Origin of the sequence: Pseudomonas prosekii, from assembly GCF_900105155.1 — a bacterium.
GTDB classification, from domain to species: Bacteria; Pseudomonadota; Gammaproteobacteria; order Pseudomonadales; family Pseudomonadaceae; genus Aquipseudomonas; species Aquipseudomonas prosekii.
The window spans coordinates 754,967-773,803 of the sequence record NZ_LT629762.1 but is presented as its reverse complement, the minus strand read 5'-3'; the positions used below and the strand labels follow the sequence as shown (position 1 = coordinate 773,803).

The following is an 18,837-nucleotide window of genomic DNA, read 5'->3' as shown; positions in this document are numbered from 1 at the left end:
GCGAGGGGAAAAAAGGCGAGGGCATGAAGATAAAATCCCTCAGTGGTCATGAAAGTGTCGGCATTATGCCCCAAGGTGACGCACCTTGTGCCGTGCGCAACCCCCCTGATTGGCTATTTTTTTACCGACGGTAGCCTGGCCACTACCGTGGAGCGGGTAATTGGCGCCTTAAACTGCTAAAGTGCCGCCCGTTATTACTTATGAGGATTGTTCCAATGGCGACTAACCGTTCCCAGCGTCTGCGCAAAAAACTGTGCGTCGATGAATTTCAAGAGCTGGGTTTCGAACTGAACCTGGATTTCAAAGAAGATTTGGCTGATGAAGCCATTGATGCTTTCCTCAACGCTTTCCTGAAAGAAGCTATGGAAGCCAACGGTCTGGGTTATGTTGGCGGCGATGACTTCGGTCTGGTTTGCCTGCAGAAGCGTGGCTCGGTGTCCGAAGAGCAGCGCGCTGCTGTTGAAGCCTGGCTCAAGGGCCGCAGCGAACTGACTGAAGTCACTGTCAGCCCGCTGCTCGACGTCTGGTACCCGGAAAAGCCGATCAATCCGGTAGCTTGATGTCATAAAAGAAACGGCGACCCACGGGTCGCCGTTTTTTTTTGCCTGCGATTAGGGGGCGCCGGATTGCTGTGGGAGCAAGGCTTGCCCGCGATGGCGCACCTGAGATCGCCATCGCGGGCAAGCCTTGCTCCTACGGGGCCGTGCGCCAATTCAAAATCAGCAACGTCAAAACCCCCGCGACAATCCCCCAAAACGCCGAGCCGATGGAAAACAGCGTCAGCCCCGACGCGGTGACCATAAACGTAATCAGCGCCGCTTCACGTTCCTTCGCCTCATTCATGGCAATGCTCAAACCATTCATGATCGAGGCAAACAGCGCCAGCGCGGCAATCGACAGCACCAATTCCTTTGGCAACGCTGCGAACAGCGCCGCCAACGTCGCGCCGAACACCCCGGCGATGCCGTAGAAAATTCCGCACCAGACCGCCGCGGTGTAACGCTTGTTGCGATCCTCATGGGCGTGCGGCCCAGTGCAGATCGCCGCGCTGATCGCCGCCAGGTTGATGCCGTGCGAGCCGAACGGCGCCAGCAGCAGCGAGGCAATCCCGGTCGTGGTGATCAGCGGCGAGGCGGGCACGTTATAGCCGTCGGCGCGCAACACAGCGATGCCGGGCATGTTTTGCGAGGTCATCGCCACCACAAACAGCGGGATGCCGATGCTGATGGTCGCGGCGAAGGAAAAGTGCGGCGTGGTCCACACCGGCGTCGCCACTTCCAGATGAAAAGCGCTTAAATCCAGCAACCCCATAAACCCCGACAACGCCGTGCCGATCAACAGTGCGGCGAGCACCGCATAACGCGGCGACAGGCGTTTGACCAGCAGATAAGTGAAGAACATCGCCAGTACCAACGTCGTGCGATGCTGCGCCGCGACAAAAATCTCGCTGCCGATCTTGAACAGAATCCCGGCGAGCAGGGCGGCCGCCAGTGATGCCGGGATCTTTTTCATCAGGCGCTCAAAGCTGCCGGTCAAACCACAAATCGTCACCAGCACCGCGCAGGTAATGTAGGCGCCGATGGCTTCGCCATAACTCACGCCCCCGAGGCTGGTGATCAGCAACGCGGCGCCGGGCGTCGACCAGGCAATGGTGATGGGCGTGCGATAACGCAACGACAAGCCGATCGAGCACACCGCCATGCCAATCGAGATCGCCCAGATCCACGAAGAAATCTGCCCACTGCTCAGGCCCGCCGCTTGCCCGGCCTGGAACATCAGCACCAGCGAACTGGTGTAGCCAGTCATCATCGCGATGAACCCGGCGACAATGGCCGACGGCGAAGTGTCGGCAAATGGGCGCAGGCGAGTGTGCGTGACGTCGTTCATGACAGCGGTGTTCCTTGTTCTAGTGGAGATGCCCGCGCCCTTTGTAGCAGCTGGCGAAGCCTGCGTTCGGCTGCGCAGCAGTCGTGAAATCAGGCAGCGCGGTGTATCAGGTAAACCGCGAGCACAGGGTTTACGACTGCTTCGCAGCCGAACGCAGGCTTCGCCAGCTGCTACAGGGATCGGGGTAGACGCGCGGATTCTGCGTTCAAGCCTAAACTCAAATGTAACGGACCGTTGCAATACAGCCGTGGCCGCAATCAGCCATACAGTCGTGTTGCCACCATCCATTGTGTACAATCGCGGTGTTTTTTACGCGATACTTGCCAGCGACCCACTGTGCCGTATTACAGTCACGGTCTATTCGCCGCAGTTCTCCCGACTCGAGTGCCCATGAACGAACAGTTGCAGCCCCTCAAGAAACAACCGCGAGCAGGCAAAGCCGGCCGCAGCGGTACCCAGGACGATATTGTCTACGCGCATATCTTCGAGGCCATCCTCGAACAGCGTCTGGCGCCCGGCACCAAGTTGAGCGAAGAAGCGCTGGGGGAAATTTTCGGGGTCAGCCGCACCATCATTCGCCGCGCGTTATCGCGACTGGCGCATGAAGGCGTGGTATTGCTGCGGCCGAACCGTGGCGCCGTGGTCGCCAGCCCGAGCGTCGAAGAGGCGCGTCAGGTGTTCCTCGCCCGGCGTCTGGTCGAGCGCGCGATCACCGAACTGGCCGTACAGCACGCCACCGCCGAGCAGATTGCCGAGCTGCGGCAGATGGTCAACGACGAGCGCGACAGCTTCTCGCGTGGCGATCGCGGCGCCGGTATCCGGCTATCGGGTGAGTTCCATTTGAAACTCGCCGAAGCTGCGAAGAACGCGCCGCTGATCAGCTTCCAGCGCAGCCTGGTGTCGCAGACCTCGCTGATCATCGCCCAATACGAAAGCGGCAACCGCTCGCATTGTTCGTATGACGAGCACACGCAGTTGATCGACGCGATTGAAGCGCGCAACGGTGGTCTGGCGGTGGATTTGATGATGCATCACATGGACCACATCGACAGCAAACTCAACCTCGACGAAGAAAGCGCGTCGGATGATTTGCACGCAGTGTTCTCGCATTTGTTGCAGACCAAAAAGCCTGGGCGTTCGGCTGCCAAGCTCTAACGCAGACCGAGTCGCGGCCATCGCGAGCAAGCTCGGCTCCCACAGGGATTTGTGAGCGACACAGTTCATTTGCAGGCGCGATCCCGCTGATCGCGAGCAGGCTCACTGCTACAGGGGATTTGTGTACGACACCGATCAAATGTGGGAGCGAGCTTGCTCGCGATAGCGATCTGACAGGCAATAAAAATCCCCCAGGCTCTAAGAGCGACGGGGGATTTTTTTATGCCCGGAAAAACCTTCAGATCGTTCCCACGCTCCAGGTCGGGGAATAACTCAGCGCTGGTGCACTTGATTCCCCGCCGCATAGGTCTGCAGCACCGTCCGGTCATCGCCCAGCGTCATCAACACAAACAACGTTTCGGCGATGTCTTTCGACTGCTTCAAGCGATAGCTCAGCAGCGGTGTGGCGTTGTAATCCAAGACCAGGAAGTCCGCGTCAGTGCCCGGCTGCAACGTGCCGATTTTCTCTTCCAGACGCAGCGCACGCGCGCCGCCGAGGGTCGCCAGGTACAGCGATTTGAACGGGCTCAACCGCGCGCCTTGCAGTTGCATGACTTTGTACGCTTCGTTCAGGGTTTGCAGCAGCGAGAAACTGGTGCCGCCGCCAACGTCCGTGCCCAGGCCGACATTGACCTTGTGCTTCTCGGCCATCGGCAAGTTGAACAAACCGCTGCCGAGAAACAGGTTCGACGTCGGGCAAAAAGCGATCGCCGAGCCGGTCTCCGCCAGTCGCGCACACTCGTCATCACACAAATGCACGCCGTGGGCGAACACCGAGCGCTCGCCGAGCAGTTGGTAATGGTCGTAGACGTCGAGGTAACCCTTACGCTGGGGGAACAGCTCCTTGACCCACTCGACTTCCTGCAGGTTTTCGCTGATGTGCGTCTGCATGTACAGATCAGGGTATTCGCCGAGCAATTGACCGGCGAGGGTCAGTTGTTCCGGGGTGCTGGTCGGGGCGAAACGTGGGGTCACCGCGTAGTGCAAACGGCCCTTGCCGTGCCAGCGCTCAATCAGCGCTTTGCTCTCGACATAGCTCGATTCAGCGGTGTCGGTCAGGTAGTCCGGCGCGTTGCGGTCCATCATCACCTTGCCGGCGATCATCCGCAGGTCAAGTTGCTCGGCGACTTCAAAAAAAGAGTTCACCGATTGCGGGTGCACGCTGCCGAATACCAGCGCGGTGGTGTTGCCGTTGCGCAGCAGTTCCTTGACGAAAATATCCGCGACTTCATCGGCGTGGGCCTTGTCGCCGAACTGGCTTTCGCACGGGAAGGTGTAAGTGTTGAGCCAGTCGAGCAACTGCTCGCCGTAGGCGCCGACCATGCCGGTTTGCGGGAAGTGAATGTGCGTGTCGATGAAGCCTGGCGTGATCAGCGCATCCTGATAATGAGTGATCTCGATATCGGCCGGCAGCGTCGGCAGTAAATCGCAGGCGTGGCCGAGGGCGCTGATCTGGCCGTTATCGACCACCAGCAGGCCGTCTTCGAAATACTCATACGAGGCTTCGATCCCCACTTCGGCGGGGTCGGCGATGCTGTGCAGGATGGCGGCACGGTAGGCTTTGCGAGTCAGAGGCATGTCGGTTCTCAGTGTCTGGGCTTATCAATTAGAAGCTTGGCTGCGGCGTGAAGCAGGCAGCAGTTTGGCAATCGATGATCCGGCGCTGGCAGTTTGCTGGCCGAAGTTCGCGTTATAGGTGGCGATGATTTCGCCGGCGATGGAGACGGCGATTTCCACAGGCAACTTGCCTTTGACTTCGCCAATGCCCATCGGGCAGCGCATGCGTTGCAGCACGGCGCTGTCGAAACCGCGGTCGCGCAAACGATGTTCAAACTTGACGCGTTTGGTCTTCGAGCCGATCAGGCCGAAGTAGGCGAAGTCGTTGCGCTTGAGGATCGCGGCGGTGAGTTCGAGGTCGAGCTGGTGATTGTGGGTCATGACGATGCAATAGCTGCCCACGGGCAAATCGTCGATTTCATCGAGCGGTTCTTCGGCGACGATTTTACGCACGCCGTGGGGGATCTGGTCGGGGAACTCGGCGTCGCGCGAGTCGATCCAGCGCACGCGGCAGGGCAGGCTGGCGAGCAACGGCACCAGCGCGCGGCCGACATGCCCGGCGCCGAACACGGCGATTTGCGCCTGGACCTGGCCCATCGGTTCGAACAGCAACACGGTTACGCCGCCGCAGCACTGGCCCAGACTGGCGCCCAGGCTGAAGCGCTCCAGATGCGTATCCTGTTTGCCGCTGGCGAGTATTTCGCGGCTGATCTGCATGGCTTTGTATTCCAGATGCCCGCCACCGATGGTGTCGAAACTCTGTTTGGCGCTGATGACCATTTTCGAACCGGCATTGCGCGGCGTCGAGCCGAGCTCTTCGATGATGGTCACCAACACGCAGGGTTCGCCTTGGGATTGCAAGTCGGCGAGGGCGTCGATCCAGTTGTACATGTTTCACCTCGACATCTGTGGTGTCTGTCAGTCCGTCATCGCGAGCAGGGCTCACTCCCACATTTGGAATGCATTCCCCTGTGGGAGTGAGCCTGCTCGCGATGGCCGCGCCTCGGTATCAGAGCGAAGCCAACTCAACGTCGGTTTCGACAGCCTTCGCCGCTTTCAACTGGCGCATCTGCTCGCAGCCCCACAACACCCGCTCCGGCGTCGCCGGCGCATCGATATTCGGCTGATGTTTGTAGTCACCCAAACTCGCCACGGCATCCTTGATCGCGCACCACGAAGCAATCCCGAGCATGAACGGCGGCTCACCCACAGCCTTGGAATGGAACACCGTGTCTTCCGGGTTCTTGCGGTTTTCCACCAGCTTCACTCGCAGGTCCAGCGGCATGTCAGCGACGGCCGGGATCTTGTAGCTCGCCGGGCCGTTGGTCATCAGTTTGCCCTTGTTGTTCCACACCAGTTCTTCCATGGTCAGCCACCCCATGCCCTGGATGAAACCACCTTCAACCTGACCGATATCGATCGACGGATTCAGCGAAGCGCCGACGTCGTGAAGAATGTCGGTGCGCAGCATTTTGTATTCGCCGGTCAAGGTGTCGACGATCACTTCACAGCACGCCGCGCCGAACGCGTAGTAATAGAACGGCCGACCCCGCGCCTGACTGCGGTCGTAAAAGATTTTCGGGGTCTTGTAGAACCCGGTGCTCGACAACGAAACCTGCGCGAAATACGCCTGCTGGATCAGCGCTTCAAACGTCAGAATGTGATCGCGAACCCGCACGTGACCGTTGTGGAATTCGACGTCTTCTTCGCTGACCTTGTATTGCCGCGCGGCGAATTCCACCAGGCGTCTCTTGATGATTTCCGCAGCGTTCTGCGCGGCTTTACCGTTCAGGTCGGCGCCGCTGGAAGCAGCGGTTGGCGAGGTGTTCGGCACTTTGTCGGTGTTGGTCGCGGTGATCTGCACGCGGTCCATTTCCACCTGGAACACTTCGGCCACGACTTGCGCGACTTTGGTGTTCAAACCCTGGCCCATTTCGGTGCCGCCGTGGTTCAAGTGAATGCTGCCGTCGGTGTAAACGTGGATCAGCGCGCCGGCCTGATTGAGGAAACTCGCGGTGAACGAAATGCCGAATTTGACCGGGGTCAGCGCCAGGCCTTTTTTCAGAATCGGGCTGTTGGCGTTGTAGCGGCGAATCGCTTCGCGACGCTCGGCGTACTGGCTGCTTTCTTCGAGTTCGGCGGTCATTTCTTCGAGCATGTTGTGCTCGACGGTCTGGTAGTAATGCGTGACGTTGCGCTCGGTTTTGCCGTAGTAGTTGGCCTTGCGCACCGCCAGCGGATCGAGGGCCAGATGACGGGCAATCGCGTCCATCACTTCTTCAATCGCCACCATCCCTTGCGGGCCGCCGAAACCACGGTAAGCGGTGTTCGACGCAGTGTTGGTTTTGCAGCGGTGGCCGTTGATGGTCGCGTCGCCGAGGTAGTACGAGTTGTCGGCGTGGAACATCGCCCGGTCGACAATCGACGCCGACAAATCCGGCGAACAACCGCAGTTGCCGGCCAGTTCCAGCGCGATGCCGTGCAGGCGACCGGTGCTGTCGAAGCCAACGTCATATTCGACGTAAAACGGGTGACGCTTGCCGGTCATCAGCATGTCTTCGACGCGCGGCAGGCGCATCTTGGTCGGCTGACCGGTGAGGTGCGCGATCACTGCGCACAGGCACGCCGGGCTGGCTGCTTGAGTTTCCTTGCCGCCGAAACCACCGCCCATGCGCCGCATGTCGACGACGATTTTGTTCATCGACACGTCCAGCACTTCGGCGACCAGTTTCTGCACTTCGGTGGGGTTTTGCGTCGAGCAGTAAACGATCATCCCGCCATCTTCGGTCGGCATCACCGAGGAGATTTGCGTCTCCAGATAAAAGTGTTCCTGGCCGCCGATGTGCAGCGTGCCCTGGATGCGATGCTCTGCAGTCGCCAAGGCACCGGCGGAATCGCCGCGCTGGTGAGTGTGGCTGTCGAGCACGAAGTGGCGTTTTCGCAAGGCTTCAACCACGTCCAGAACGGGCTCGAGATCTTCGTATTCGATGATCGCGGCCATCGCCGCTTTGCGCGCGGTTTCCAGGTCCTTCGCCGCCACCGCAACTACCGGTTGGCCGACGAATTCCACGGTGTCGATGGCCAGCAATGGGTCGCCCGGCAGCAGCGGGCCGATGTCTTTCAGGCCCGGCACGTCTTCGTGAGTGATGGCGATGCGCACGCCTTCGAATGCGTAGCACGGCGCGGTGTCGATGCTGATGATTTTCGCGTGGGCGCGGTCCGACAGGCGCGCATAAACGTGCAACTGGTTCGGAAATTCCAGGCGGTCGTCGATGTACTGCGCTTCACCGGACACGTGCTTGGCGGCGCTGTCGTGCTTGACGCTGCGGCCGACGCCGGTGGTCAGGTCCTGGGCGAACAGTTCAGCCAGTTCGGCTTGGGTCTTCTCTACAGCGTGATGATTAGACATAAGCGGTCACCCGAGTCTCGATGTGCGGTGTTTGCAGTTCGATGAAGTATTTGCGCAGCAGGTTTTGCGCGCTGAGCAGGCGATATTCCTTGCTCGCGCGGAAATCCGAGAGCGGGGTGAAATCTTCCGCCAGCGCGGCGCAGGCACGTTCGATGGTGGCGTGGTTGAACGGCGCACCGAGCAGCGCGGTTTCGCAGTTTTTCGCGCGTTTCGGGATCGCCGCCATGCCGCCGAATGCCACGCGGGCGTCGGCGATCACACCGTTTTCAAAGCGCAGATTGAACGCGGCGCAGACTGCGGAAATGTCGTCGTCCAGACGCTTCGACACTTTATAGGCGCGGAACAGTTGTTCGGCGCTGGCGCGGGGCACGATGATCTTTTCGATGAACTCGCTTTCCTGACGCGCGGTAACCCGGTAATCGATGAAGTAATCTTCCAGCGCCAGGGTGCGGCGGGTTTCGCCCTTGCACAGCACAATCTGCGCGCCCAAGGCGATCAGCAGCGGCGGCGAGTCGCCGATGGGCGAGGCGTTGCCGATGTTGCCGCCCAAGGTGCCTTGGTTGCGAATCTGCAACGAAGCGAAGCGTTGCAGCAGTTCGCCGAAGTCCGGGTATTCCGCTTTCAGTGCTTCGTAGCAATCGGAGAGGGCGGTGGCGGCGCCGATTTCCAGGCGATCGTCGAAACGCTCGATGCGCTTCATTTCGGCCACGTTGCCGACGTAGATCATCACCGGCAAGGTGCGATGGAATTGCGTGACTTCCAGCGCCAGGTCGGTGCCGCCGGCCAGCAGGCGGGCTTGCGGATAAGCGTCGTAGAGGTCGGCCAGATCGGCCACGGTCAGCGGCACCAGGCAACGTTTGTCGCCACTGTTGAGCTCGCCGATGTCGGTTGGGGCGATGGCTTTGAGGCGGGCGATGGTGTCGGCCTCGCGCGCATCGAACTGGTCGGGTTGCTTGCCGCAGCACGATTGCTGCGCGGCTTCGAGAATCGGCCGATAGCCGGTGCAGCGGCAGAGGTTGCCGGCCAGCGCTTCGTGGGCCTTGTGCGAGTCCGGCGCGTCGCTGTTCTTCTGTAGCGCGAACAACGACATCACGAAGCCCGGCGTGCAGAAGCCGCATTGCGAGCCGTGGCACTCGACCATGGCTTGTTGCACGCTGTGCAACTGGCCTTGGTGCTTGAGGTCTTCGACGCTGATCAGTTGTTTGCCGTGCAGTGACGAAACGAACGTCAGGCACGAGTTGAGGCTGCGATAGCGAATGTGTTCGCGGCCATCGTCATCCGTTTGCAGCTCGCCGACTACCACGGTGCACGCGCCGCAGTCGCCGCTGGCGCAGCCTTCTTTGGTGCCGGGTTTGCCGACGTGGTCGCGCAGGTAATTGAGCACGGTCAGGTTCGGGTCCAGGGCGTGCTCGCTACGGAGTTCCTGGTTGAGTAAAAACTGGATCACGGATGGCCTCGCAGACTCATTATTGTTGTTAACCGATGTGAGCCGAATTTATCAGGTCTGACTTTTCGGTCAATGGTTTTCTGACTTAAAGGTCAGGAAATCAGCTTTTCTCGATCAACAGCGCGTTTCATTAGTATTGACCCTCACGTGTCAGCTTGCTTTTTGCTTATTTCGTGCCAAAAACCGCCGGGTGGGCACTCCGCCATGACGTAGCAATTGCGCTACACTGCGCCGCTTGTGCAGATCGAAGAGTTTGAAGGACAACCATGACGTTCAAGGCGCCGGACAGCCTCGCCGAGCAAATTGCTCACCACCTCGCCGAACGTATCATTCGCGGCGAAATGAAGCCGGGAGAGCGCATCCAGGAACAGAAGGTCACGCTGGCACTTAATGTCAGCCGCGGTTCGGTCCGCGAAGCCTTGCTGATCCTGGAGCGCCGCCACTTGATCGCGATCCTCCCGCGACGTGGCGCCCATGTCACCGAACTCACCGCGCACAAGGTCCAGAGCCTGTGCACGCTGATGAGCGAGTTGTACATCTTGCTCGGCAACGCCGTGGCCAGCGGCTGGCGAGTCCAGGCTGACCTGGCGGCGTTCGTGCAGATCCAGCAACGCCTGAGCGCTAGTTACGAGCGCCAGGACATCCGCACATTCGTTGACGACAGTTTCAGCGTGATGCGCGCTGCATACCCGTTTGCCAACAACCCGTATTTGCAGGAAACCGTGGAAAATCTGCAGCCGGCCATGAGCCGCGCGTATTTTCTTGCACTGGAACAGCGCAAAGCCGAGATGAGCGAGTTCCTCGAATTGTTCGAGCGCTTGCTGGCGGCAGTGATCGCCCGTGACTTCCCGCAGATTCGTGTGGTGCTGACGGCCTATGCCCAGCGCAGCTGCGATCTGGTGATCTCCGCCCTGACGGTTGCTTAAGCGTGCGGCTCAAGTGCATCAAACTGGCGGGGTTCAAATCCTTCGTCGACCCGACCACGGTGAACTTCCCCAGTAACATGGCGGCAGTGGTCGGGCCCAATGGTTGCGGCAAGTCGAACATCATCGACGCCGTGCGTTGGGTGATGGGCGAGAGCTCGGCAAAGAACCTGCGCGGCGAGTCGATGACCGACGTCATCTTCAATGGCTCGACCAGCCGCAAACCGGTCAGCCAGGCGAGCATCGAACTGGTGTTCGACAACTCCGACGGCACGCTGGTCGGCGAATACGCGGCTTATGCGGAAATCTCGATTCGCCGCAAAGTGACCCGCGACAGCCAGAACAGTTACTTCCTCAACGGCACCAAATGCCGGCGGCGCGACATCACCGACATCTTCCTCGGCACCGGCCTCGGCCCGCGCAGCTACTCGATCATCGAGCAGGGGATGATCTCCAAGCTGATCGAAGCCAAGCCTGAAGACCTGCGCAACTTTATTGAAGAAGCGGCCGGCATCTCCAAGTACAAGGAGCGCCGCCGCGAGACTGAAAACCGAATCCGCCGCACCCATGAAAACCTCGCGCGCCTGACCGACTTGCGCGACGAGCTGGAACGCCAACTCGAACGCCTGCACCGCCAGGCCGAGTCGGCCAAAAAGTATCAGGAATATAAAGGTGAGGAACGTCAGCTCAAGGCGCAATTGTCGGCGCTGCGCTGGCAGGCGCTGAACGAGCAGGTCGGGCAGCGTGAAGCGGTGATCGGCAATCAGGAAATCACCTTCGAAGCGTTGGTCGCTGAGCAACGCAACGCCGACGCCGCAATTGAACGCCTGCGTGACGGTCACCATGACCTGTCCGAGCGCTTCAATCTGGTGCAAGGGCGCTTTTATTCGGTCGGCGGCGACATCGCCCGGGTCGAGCAAAGCATCCAGCACGGCCAGCAGCGTTTGCGCCAATTGCAGGATGATTTGAAAGAAGCCGAGCGCGCTCGCCTGGAAACCGAATCGCACCTGGGCCACGACCGCACGTTGCTGCTGACCCTCGGCGAAGAGCTCGACCTGCTGACCCCGGAACAGGAAGTCACCAGCGCCGCCGCCGAAGAGGCCGCCGCCGCGCTGGAAGAATCCGAAACCACCATGCACGCCTGGCAAGAGCAGTGGGACACGTTCAACCTCACCGCCGCTGAACCGCGCCGCCAGTCCGAAGTGCAGCAGTCGCGCATCCAGCAGCTGGAAACCAGCATGGAACGCCTGGCCGAACGGCAAAAGCGTCTCGGCGAGGAGCGCGCACTGCTCTCGGCCGACCCTGAAGACGCGGCGATCATGGCGCTCAACGAGCAGCTCGCGGAGTCCGAGGCGACGCTTGAGGATTTGCAGACCAGTGAACAGGCGCAAGTCGAAAAACTCGAACAGCTGCGTCAGGAATTGCAGCAAGCTCTGACCGCCCAACAAACCGCGCAAGGTGACTTGCAGCGTCTCAACGGGCGATTGGCCTCGCTGGAAGCCTTGCAGCAAGCCGCGCTCGATCCGGGCACTGGCACTGCTGAATGGCTGCGCGAACAGAACCTGGCCGAGCGTCCGCGCCTGGCCGACGGCTTGAGCGTTGAGGCGGGTTGGGAGCTGGCGGTGGAAACCGTGCTCGGCGCCGACTTGCAAGCGGTGCTGGTCGACGACTTCGGCGATTTTGATCTGGCCGGGTTTGCCCAAGGCGATTTGCGTTTGCTCAGCACCGCCACCGATGGCGTGCGCGTGGCCGGCAGTCTGCTCGACAAGGTCGAGGCGCCGGTTGATCTGTCGCCATGGCTGGGGCAGGTCAAACCGGTTGAGAGTCTCGATCAGGCCTTGGCCCTGCGCGGGCAATTGGCCGACGGCGAAAGCCTGATCAGCCGCGACGGTTATTGGGTCAGCCGGCACTTTCTGCGGGTGCGCCGCGCCAGTGAAGCTGAAAGCGGCGTGATCGCCCGTGGTCAGGAAATTCACAATCTGGGCATCGAACGTGAAGAGCGCGAAGCCACGGTCGAAACCCTCGAAACACAATTGCAGAACCTGCGCGCGCAACAGCGTCAGCAGGAAAACGGCCGCGAACATTTGCGCCGTTTGCTGCAGGACGAAGCGCGTCAGCAAGGTGAATTGAAAGCCCAGCTGTCCGCCGGCAAAGCCAAGGCTGAACAACTGACGTTGCGCCGCACGCGTCTCGACGAAGAGCTCAGCGAACTGGCCGAGCAACGCGCGCTGGAACACGAAAACATTGGCGAGGCGCGCCTGCAATTGCAGGAAGCTCTCGACGCGATGGAGCTCGACACCGAACAGCGCGAATTACTGATGGCTCAGCGCGACAGTTTGCGCGAACGTCTTGATCGGGTGCGCCAGGAAGCGCGGCAGCACAAGGACCATGCGCACCAATTGGCCGTGCGTCTGGGCTCGCTGAAGGCCCAGCACGACTCGACGCGCCAGGCGCTGGAACGTCTGGAGATGCAATCCGAGCGCCTGACCGAGAAGCGCGAACAGCTCAGTTTGAATCTGGAGGAGGGCGAGGCACCGCTGGAAGAGCTGCGCCTCAAACTCGAAGAGCTGCTCGACAAGCGCATGACCGTCGACGAAGAACTGAAAACCGCGCAAGCCGCCATGGAAGACGCCGACCGCGAATTGCGTGATGCCGAGAAGCGCCGAAATCAGGCCGAGCAGCAGTCGCAGTTGATTCGCGGGCAGATGGAAACCCAGCGCATGGAATGGCAAGCCCTGACCGTGCGCCGCAAAACCCTCGAAGATCAATTGCTGGAGGATGGCTACGACTTGCATGGCGTGATCGCCACGCTGGTGGCCGAGGCCAACGAGAAGGACGCCGAGGAAGAGCTGGAGCGCATCGCCGCACGTATTGCGCGGCTCGGTGCGATCAACCTCGCGGCCATCGACGAATACACCCAGCAATCCGAACGCAAACGTTATCTGGACGCGCAGAACGACGATCTGGTCGAAGCGCTGGACACGCTGGAAAACGTGATTCGCAAGATCGACAAGGAAACCCGAAACCGCTTCAAAGATACCTTTGATCAGATCAATGCCGGAATTCAGGCACTTTTCCCAAAAGTTTTCGGTGGCGGCAGCGCCTACTTGGAACTGACGGGCGAAGATCTACTCGATACAGGGGTGACAATCATGGCGCGGCCGCCAGGGAAGAAGAACAGCACCATCCATTTGCTCTCCGGCGGCGAAAAAGCCCTGACCGCATTGGCCCTGGTATTTGCCATCTTCAAGTTGAACCCGGCGCCGTTCTGCATGCTTGATGAAGTTGACGCGCCACTGGATGACGCTAACGTTGGACGCTACGCACGGCTGGTCAAGGAAATGTCGCAGACGGTGCAGTTCATCTACATCACCCACAACAAGATCGCCATGGAAATGGCCGATCAACTGATGGGGGTGACGATGCATGAACCGGGTTGTTCACGTTTGGTAGCGGTAGATGTCGAAGAAGCAATGGCAATGGTGGATGCCTGAGTCTCGGGCTGTAGGGCCGGTGATACGCGGTTGTAGGACGGTTCTTCTTGCCTTTCGTTGCTGGCCAATCGACATATTCGCTCAAGCCATTGTGACAGACGGTGTAAAGTTGCCTTTGGTCGTGCTAGTTTAATGTCAATTTTTCGTATACGTGGGCAAAACGCCTGTCAGAACATAGAGTTGGCGCCACGTTTTAAAGCGGTTTGCACGTTGTAAACCCCTTATTTTTCAGCATTTTTTATAGAGGCACGGGATTACATGGAAATCGGTCTGCGCGAGTGGCTGATCGTCATCGGCATTATTGTCATTGCCGGTATTCTTTTCGATGGCTGGCGCCGTATGCGCGGCGGCAAGGGAAAACTAAAATTCCGTCTTGATCGAAGTCTGTCCAACCTGCCGGACGAGGACACCAGCGCCGAGCTGTTGGGCCCGCCCCGCGTGCTGGACACGCATAAAGAGCCGCAACTGGACGAGCACGATTTGCCGTCGGTGAGCATGCCGGCGCGCGAACCTCGTGAATCCGGTTCCAAGCGCGGCAAGCGTGGCCATGGCGAACCTTCGCAGGGCGACATGAACCTGAGCCTGGATCTGGACGGCGGCCCGAGCTTCAGCAGCCGTGACGACGATTTCCCGGATGACACCAAGTCGTCGCCGGCGGTCAGCGACAAAGAACAGCCGCAAGCCGAAGAAGTGCTGGTGATCAGCGTGATCTGCCGCGACGCTGCCGGCTTCAAGGGCCCGGCGCTGTTGCAGAACATTCTCGAAAGCGGCCTGCGTTTCGGCGAGATGGATATTTTCCACCGCCACGAAAGCATGGCGGGTAACGGCGAAGTGCTGTTCTCCATGGCCAACGCGGTCAAGCCGGGCATCTTTGATCTGGACGACATCGACCACTTCAGCACGCCGGCCGTGAGCTTCTTCCTCGGTCTGCCGGGCCCGCGTCATCCGAAGCAAGCCTTCGACGTGATGGTGGCCGCAGCGCGCAAGCTGTCGCAGGAACTGAACGGCGAACTGAAAGACGACCAGCGCAGTGTGCTGACCGCCCAGACGATCGAGCATTACCGTCAGCGTATCGTCGAGTTCGAACGTCGCGCCCTGACTCAGAAACGCTAAAGGCAAAAGGGCTGTTGTGGCGAGGGGGCTTGCCCCCGTTGAGTTGCGAAGCGGCCCCAAAAACCATGCCGCCCGTTGTGCCAGATAAAACACGATCACAATATTTGCGACTGCTTCGCAGTCGAACGGGGGCAAGCCCTCTCGCCACATGGTGCAAGCCTTTAGGCTATCGTGATTAGAAAATTGAGCAGCTTCGGCTGCTCTTTTGCTTTATGAGAGAACACCCATGACCGCCGCCAAAACCCGCATTCTAGAGCTGCGCGCTGAGCTGGATCAGCACAACTATCGCTATCACGTGATGGACGAGCCGAGCATTCCGGACGCCGAGTACGACCGCTTGTTCCACGAGCTCAAAGCCCTCGAAGCCGCCAATCCCGAACTGATCACCAGCGACTCGCCAACCCAGCGCGTCGGCAGCGCAGCCTTGTCGGCGTTTACTCAAGTGCGCCACGAAGTGCCGATGCTCAGCCTCGGCAACGCCTTCGAAGAAACCGACATGCGCGAGTTCGACCGCCGGGTAACCGACGGCCTCGACTTGCCGACCGGTGATCTGTTCGGCGCTGGGGCGGCGGTGGAATACAGCTGCGAACCGAAACTCGATGGCCTGGCGGTCAGCCTGTTGTATCAGGACGGCGTATTGGTGCGCGGCGCCACGCGCGGCGATGGCACCACCGGCGAAGACATCAGCGTCAACGTGCGCACCGTGCGCAATATTCCGCTGAAGCTGCACGGCACTGGCTGGCCGGCAACCCTCGAAGTGCGCGGCGAAGTGTTTATGTCCAAGGCCGGTTTCGAACGGCTCAACGCCTCGCAGCTGGAAGTCGGCGGCAAGACCTTCGCCAACCCGCGTAACGCCGCCGCCGGCAGCTTGCGCCAACTCGATTCGAAGATCACCGCCAATCGTCCATTGGAATTCTGCTGCTACGGCATCGGGCAGATTTCCGCCGATATCGCCGACACGCACATCGGCAATCTCAAGCAGTTGCAGAAGTGGGGCATGCCGATCAGCCATGAACTGAAACTGGCGCACGGCATCGACGAATGCCTGGACTACTACCGCGACATCGGCGAGCGCCGCAACGCGCTCGGTTATGAAATCGATGGCGTGGTGTTCAAGGTCAACAGCATCGCTTCGCAGCGCGAGTTGGGTTTCCGCGCCCGCGAACCGCGCTGGGCGATCGCCCATAAATTCCCGGCGATGGAAGAACTCACCGAGCTGCTCGACGTCGAGTTTCAGGTCGGACGCACCGGCGCGGTCACGCCGGTGGCGCGACTGAAACCGGTCAAAGTAGCCGGCGTCACCGTGGCCAACGCGACGCTGCACAACATGGACGAAGTCGCGCGCCTGGGCTTGATGATCGGCGATACCGTGATCATTCGCCGTGCCGGTGACGTGATTCCGCAAGTGGTGCAAGTGGTCACCGAGCGCCGTCCGGAAAATGCCCGCGCGGTGCATATCCCGGAACAATGCCCGGTGTGCGGCTCGCACGTCGAGCGCACGCAACTGGTCAAGCGCAGCAAGGGTCGCGAGACCGTCAGCGAAGGCGCGGTGTACCGCTGCGTCGGGCGCCTGGCGTGTGGCGCGCAACTGAAACAAGCGATTATCCACTTCGTCTCACGCCGCGCGATGGACATCGAAGGCTTGGGCGACAAGAGCGTCGAGCAGTTGGTCGACGAAGGTCTGGTGAGTTCGCCGGCCGATCTGTACGCGCTGAAATTCGAAGACATTGTCGACCTCGAAGGCTTTGCCGAGCTGTCGAGCAAGAAGCTGCTCGCGGCCATCGAAGACAGCAAGCAGCCAAGCCTGGCGCGGTTCGTCTATGCGCTGGGCATTCCGGATGTCGGCGAAGAGACGGCCAAGGTGCTGGCGCGCTCTCTCGGCTCGCTGGAGCGCGTTCAACAAGCGTTGCCGCAAGTGCTGACGTACTTGCCGGATGTCGGCCTGGAAGTGGCGCACGAGATTCACAGCTTTTTCGAAGATGCGCATAACCAGCAGGTGATTACCGAACTGCTCACGCACGGTTTGCAGATTCAGGATCAGGGCGAGTTGGGCGCCGAGTTCTCCGCGAGCACCACGCTCGGTGGTTTCCTCGACAAGCTGCACATTCCCTCGGTCGGGCCGGGCGGGGCGCAGAAACTGGCGGACAAGTTTGGTTCGCTGCAAGGCGTGATGAGCGCCGATTGGCTGGACATGCGTCAGGCGTTGCCGGAGAAGCAGGCGAATTCGGTGCGTGATTTCTTCGCGGTGGCCGAGAATCGGCAGATTGCTGAAGCGGCGGAGAAACAGCTGCGTGATTTCGGCATGCACTGGAAGAGCGAAAAGAAAGTCGTCGAAGGTTTGCCGCTGGCAGGGCAGACCTGGGTGTTGACCGGTTCGCTGGAATTGATGAGCCGCGACGTCGCCAAGGACAAGCTCGAAAGCCTTGGCGCCAAAGTCGCTGGCTCGGTGTCGGCGAAGACCCACTGCGTGGTCGCAGGCCCAGGCGCTGGCTCGAAACTGGCCAAGGCCAATGAACTCGGGTTGAAAGTGCTGGATGAAGAAGCGTTTGTGGTGTTCCTGAAAGACCACGGCATCGAGGTCTGACCCGAAACCCGGCTATGATCGTTCCCATGCTCCCGGTCAAGTCGCCCGGCGTTTTTAAAGGCCTGCGCATGTCCTTGACCTGATTCATTTTTTTAATCTGGATCGAACGGTTGTAAGTTCGTCTCAGATAGGTACAATGGCGCCGTTCGCCGTCAGGTGAACGTCGTTATGGTGACCCCATCGGTCCCCCCGCAACGATTACCCGTGAACCTGGTCAGATCCGGAAGGAAGCAGCCACAGCGGGAACATTGTGTGCCGGGGTGTGGCTGATGGGGTTGCCTCCATAACGCCGCACGGTTTCTCTATCGTGCTTATCAACCCAAAATATTTTTGCTGCTCTGCCATGGATCAACTCCAGGGCGGTGTTTTTTCGTGTGCGCGTTTTTCCCTGCAGGAGTGAGCCTGCTCGCGATGGCGGTGTGTCAGCCGACGTCAATGTTGAATGTTATTGCGCTATCGCGAGCAGGCTCACTCCTACATGAGGATTGCGTTAAGGCTCGCGGGGCTCGGCGCCAATGTAGAGCCCGATGATGTCGTCAATTTCCCCCGACATTTTCATCCGCAGCAAGGTGCGCAAAATCCGCTGCACCGGCACTTTCGGGTCGTTGCGCACGTAGCAGCCGACATTCTGCTCCTGCAACAGCGCCACCGCTTGCAGCTGCCGCTCCGGCAACAGGCGCTGGTTGAACCAGTCGAGCGTCCATTGATTGCTGACCGCGTAGCGATAGCGGCCAGCCAGGAGTTTTTCCAGCACTTGCTCCTGGCTGCGCGCGTCTTCGCGTTGCAACTGGCCGCTGTCGAACAGCGGTTGCAGCGTCGGGTAGATGTAACCGAGCACCGTGCCGACCGATTCTTTTTGCAGGTTCGCCGGCACCACCGCAATCGGCGGGCCTTGGCGGCTGATCAGCAAGTCGCGCTGCACAAACAGCGGAATGCTCCAGATGTAATCGCCGGACTGGTTCGGCTGCCACGATTGCGCGGCATAGCAGCGCACATCGACCTCGCCGTGCTCCATGACGCTTTGCACCCGCGCGCGCGGCACCACGTGAAACTCCGCCGGCGCGCCGACCTGAGTCGACAGGCTGAGCATCACGTCATACAAAATGCCCTGGGTCGGGCGGCCGCGTTCCAGTTGCACCAGCGGCATTGCCCAACCGTCGGCCAGCACGTAACGCACCGGCGTGTCGGCGGCGGCGACATTCAGGCAGATCCACAACAATGCCCCCAGGGCCAACCGCATAAACGCTCCGGAACTGATAAACCCGAGC

At 60.2% G+C, this 18,837-nt stretch carries 12 protein-coding genes and 1 other RNA gene; 7 read left to right on the top strand and 6 right to left on the bottom strand.

Annotated elements, in window-relative coordinates; genetic code table 11:
* Positions 1-215: 215 nt before the first annotated feature.
* Positions 216-560 carry a YggL family protein gene (locus BLU01_RS03525; protein WP_092270897.1) on the top strand — a complete coding sequence of 115 codons (345 nt, stop codon included), beginning with the start codon at positions 216-218 and terminating at the stop codon, positions 558-560.
* Positions 561-693: 133 nt separating this feature from the next.
* On the opposite strand, the gene BLU01_RS03520 is transcribed toward BLU01_RS03525, so the two are convergent.
* Positions 694-1,887 (bottom strand): benzoate/H(+) symporter BenE family transporter, encoded by a 1,194-nt coding sequence (locus BLU01_RS03520; RefSeq protein ID WP_092270894.1) that lies wholly within the window; start codon positions 1,885-1,887, stop codon positions 694-696.
* 390 nt (positions 1,888-2,277) lie between these two features.
* Between BLU01_RS03520 and BLU01_RS03515 the strand changes: the two genes are divergently transcribed.
* Complete coding sequence (locus BLU01_RS03515) at positions 2,278-3,042, top strand: GntR family transcriptional regulator (protein ID WP_092270891.1); 765 nt, start codon at positions 2,278-2,280, stop codon at positions 3,040-3,042.
* A 273-nt stretch (positions 3,043-3,315) separates the two neighbouring features.
* On the opposite strand, the gene guaD is transcribed toward BLU01_RS03515, so the two are convergent.
* The 4 genes from guaD to xdhA form a co-directional block, all read right to left on the bottom strand.
* Complete coding sequence (guaD, locus tag BLU01_RS03510) at positions 3,316-4,620, bottom strand: guanine deaminase (protein ID WP_092270888.1); 1,305 nt, start codon at positions 4,618-4,620, stop codon at positions 3,316-3,318.
* A gap of 24 nt (positions 4,621-4,644) precedes the next feature.
* On the bottom strand, positions 4,645-5,490 hold the full coding sequence (xdhC, locus tag BLU01_RS03505) for a xanthine dehydrogenase accessory protein XdhC (protein WP_092270885.1): 846 nt from the start codon (positions 5,488-5,490) through the stop codon (positions 4,645-4,647).
* Positions 5,491-5,608: 118 nt separating this feature from the next.
* The gene (gene xdhB, locus BLU01_RS03500; RefSeq protein ID WP_092270882.1) at positions 5,609-8,008 is read right to left on the bottom strand and encodes a xanthine dehydrogenase molybdopterin binding subunit; all 2,400 of its coding nucleotides are present in this window, start codon (positions 8,006-8,008) and stop codon (positions 5,609-5,611) included.
* Positions 8,001-9,455: a xanthine dehydrogenase small subunit gene (xdhA, locus tag BLU01_RS03495; protein WP_092270879.1), complete on the bottom strand. Its 1,455-nt coding sequence runs from the start codon at positions 9,453-9,455 to the stop codon at positions 8,001-8,003. Before xdhA ends, xdhB begins: the two co-directional genes overlap by 8 nt.
* Before the next feature lie 266 nt (positions 9,456-9,721).
* Between xdhA and BLU01_RS03490 the strand changes: the two genes are divergently transcribed.
* The 5 genes from BLU01_RS03490 to ffs all read left to right on the top strand — a co-directional run bounded on the left by BLU01_RS03490 (position 9,722) and on the right by ffs (position 17,844).
* On the top strand, positions 9,722-10,381 hold the full coding sequence (locus BLU01_RS03490; RefSeq protein WP_092270877.1) for a GntR family transcriptional regulator: 660 nt from the start codon (positions 9,722-9,724) through the stop codon (positions 10,379-10,381).
* A 2-nt stretch (positions 10,382-10,383) separates the two neighbouring features.
* Entirely contained in the window at positions 10,384-13,872 is a 3,489-nt protein-coding gene (gene smc / locus BLU01_RS03485; RefSeq protein WP_092270874.1) for a chromosome segregation protein SMC, read from the top strand.
* A gap of 258 nt (positions 13,873-14,130) precedes the next feature.
* Entirely contained in the window at positions 14,131-14,985 is an 855-nt protein-coding gene (zipA, locus tag BLU01_RS03480) for a cell division protein ZipA (RefSeq protein ID WP_092270871.1), read from the top strand.
* 226 nt (positions 14,986-15,211) lie between these two features.
* A complete protein-coding gene (gene ligA / locus BLU01_RS03475) occupies positions 15,212-17,569 on the top strand; it encodes an NAD-dependent DNA ligase LigA (protein ID WP_092270868.1) in 2,358 nt (785 codons plus the stop codon).
* Positions 17,570-17,747: 178 nt separating this feature from the next.
* An RNA gene (gene ffs / locus BLU01_RS03470) (signal recognition particle sRNA small type) lies at positions 17,748-17,844 on the top strand.
* A gap of 215 nt (positions 17,845-18,059) precedes the next feature.
* Here the strand turns inward: ffs and BLU01_RS03465 are convergent.
* Positions 18,060-18,809 carry a substrate-binding periplasmic protein gene (locus BLU01_RS03465; protein ID WP_092270865.1) on the bottom strand — a complete coding sequence of 250 codons (750 nt, stop codon included), beginning with the start codon at positions 18,807-18,809 and terminating at the stop codon, positions 18,060-18,062.
* Positions 18,810-18,837: the final 28 nt, after the last annotated feature.

Excerpts from the sequence above, each read along its gene's own strand:
- BLU01_RS03525 (WP_092270897.1), top strand. The coding sequence starts at position 216 with ATGGCGACTAACCGTTCCCAGCGTCTGCGCAAAAAACTGTGCGTCGAT.
- BLU01_RS03520 (WP_092270894.1), bottom strand. The coding sequence starts at position 1,887 with ATGAACGACGTCACGCACACTCGCCTGCGCCCATTTGCCGACACTTCG.
- BLU01_RS03515 (WP_092270891.1), top strand. The coding sequence starts at position 2,278 with ATGAACGAACAGTTGCAGCCCCTCAAGAAACAACCGCGAGCAGGCAAA.
- guaD (WP_092270888.1), bottom strand. The coding sequence starts at position 4,620 with ATGCCTCTGACTCGCAAAGCCTACCGTGCCGCCATCCTGCACAGCATC.
- xdhC (WP_092270885.1), bottom strand. The coding sequence starts at position 5,490 with ATGTACAACTGGATCGACGCCCTCGCCGACTTGCAATCCCAAGGCGAA.
- xdhB (WP_092270882.1), bottom strand. The coding sequence starts at position 8,008 with ATGTCTAATCATCACGCTGTAGAGAAGACCCAAGCCGAACTGGCTGAA.
- BLU01_RS03490 (WP_092270877.1), top strand. The coding sequence starts at position 9,722 with ATGACGTTCAAGGCGCCGGACAGCCTCGCCGAGCAAATTGCTCACCAC.
- zipA (WP_092270871.1), top strand. The coding sequence starts at position 14,131 with ATGGAAATCGGTCTGCGCGAGTGGCTGATCGTCATCGGCATTATTGTC.
- ligA (WP_092270868.1), top strand. The coding sequence starts at position 15,212 with ATGACCGCCGCCAAAACCCGCATTCTAGAGCTGCGCGCTGAGCTGGAT.
- BLU01_RS03465 (WP_092270865.1), bottom strand. The coding sequence starts at position 18,809 with ATGCGGTTGGCCCTGGGGGCATTGTTGTGGATCTGCCTGAATGTCGCC.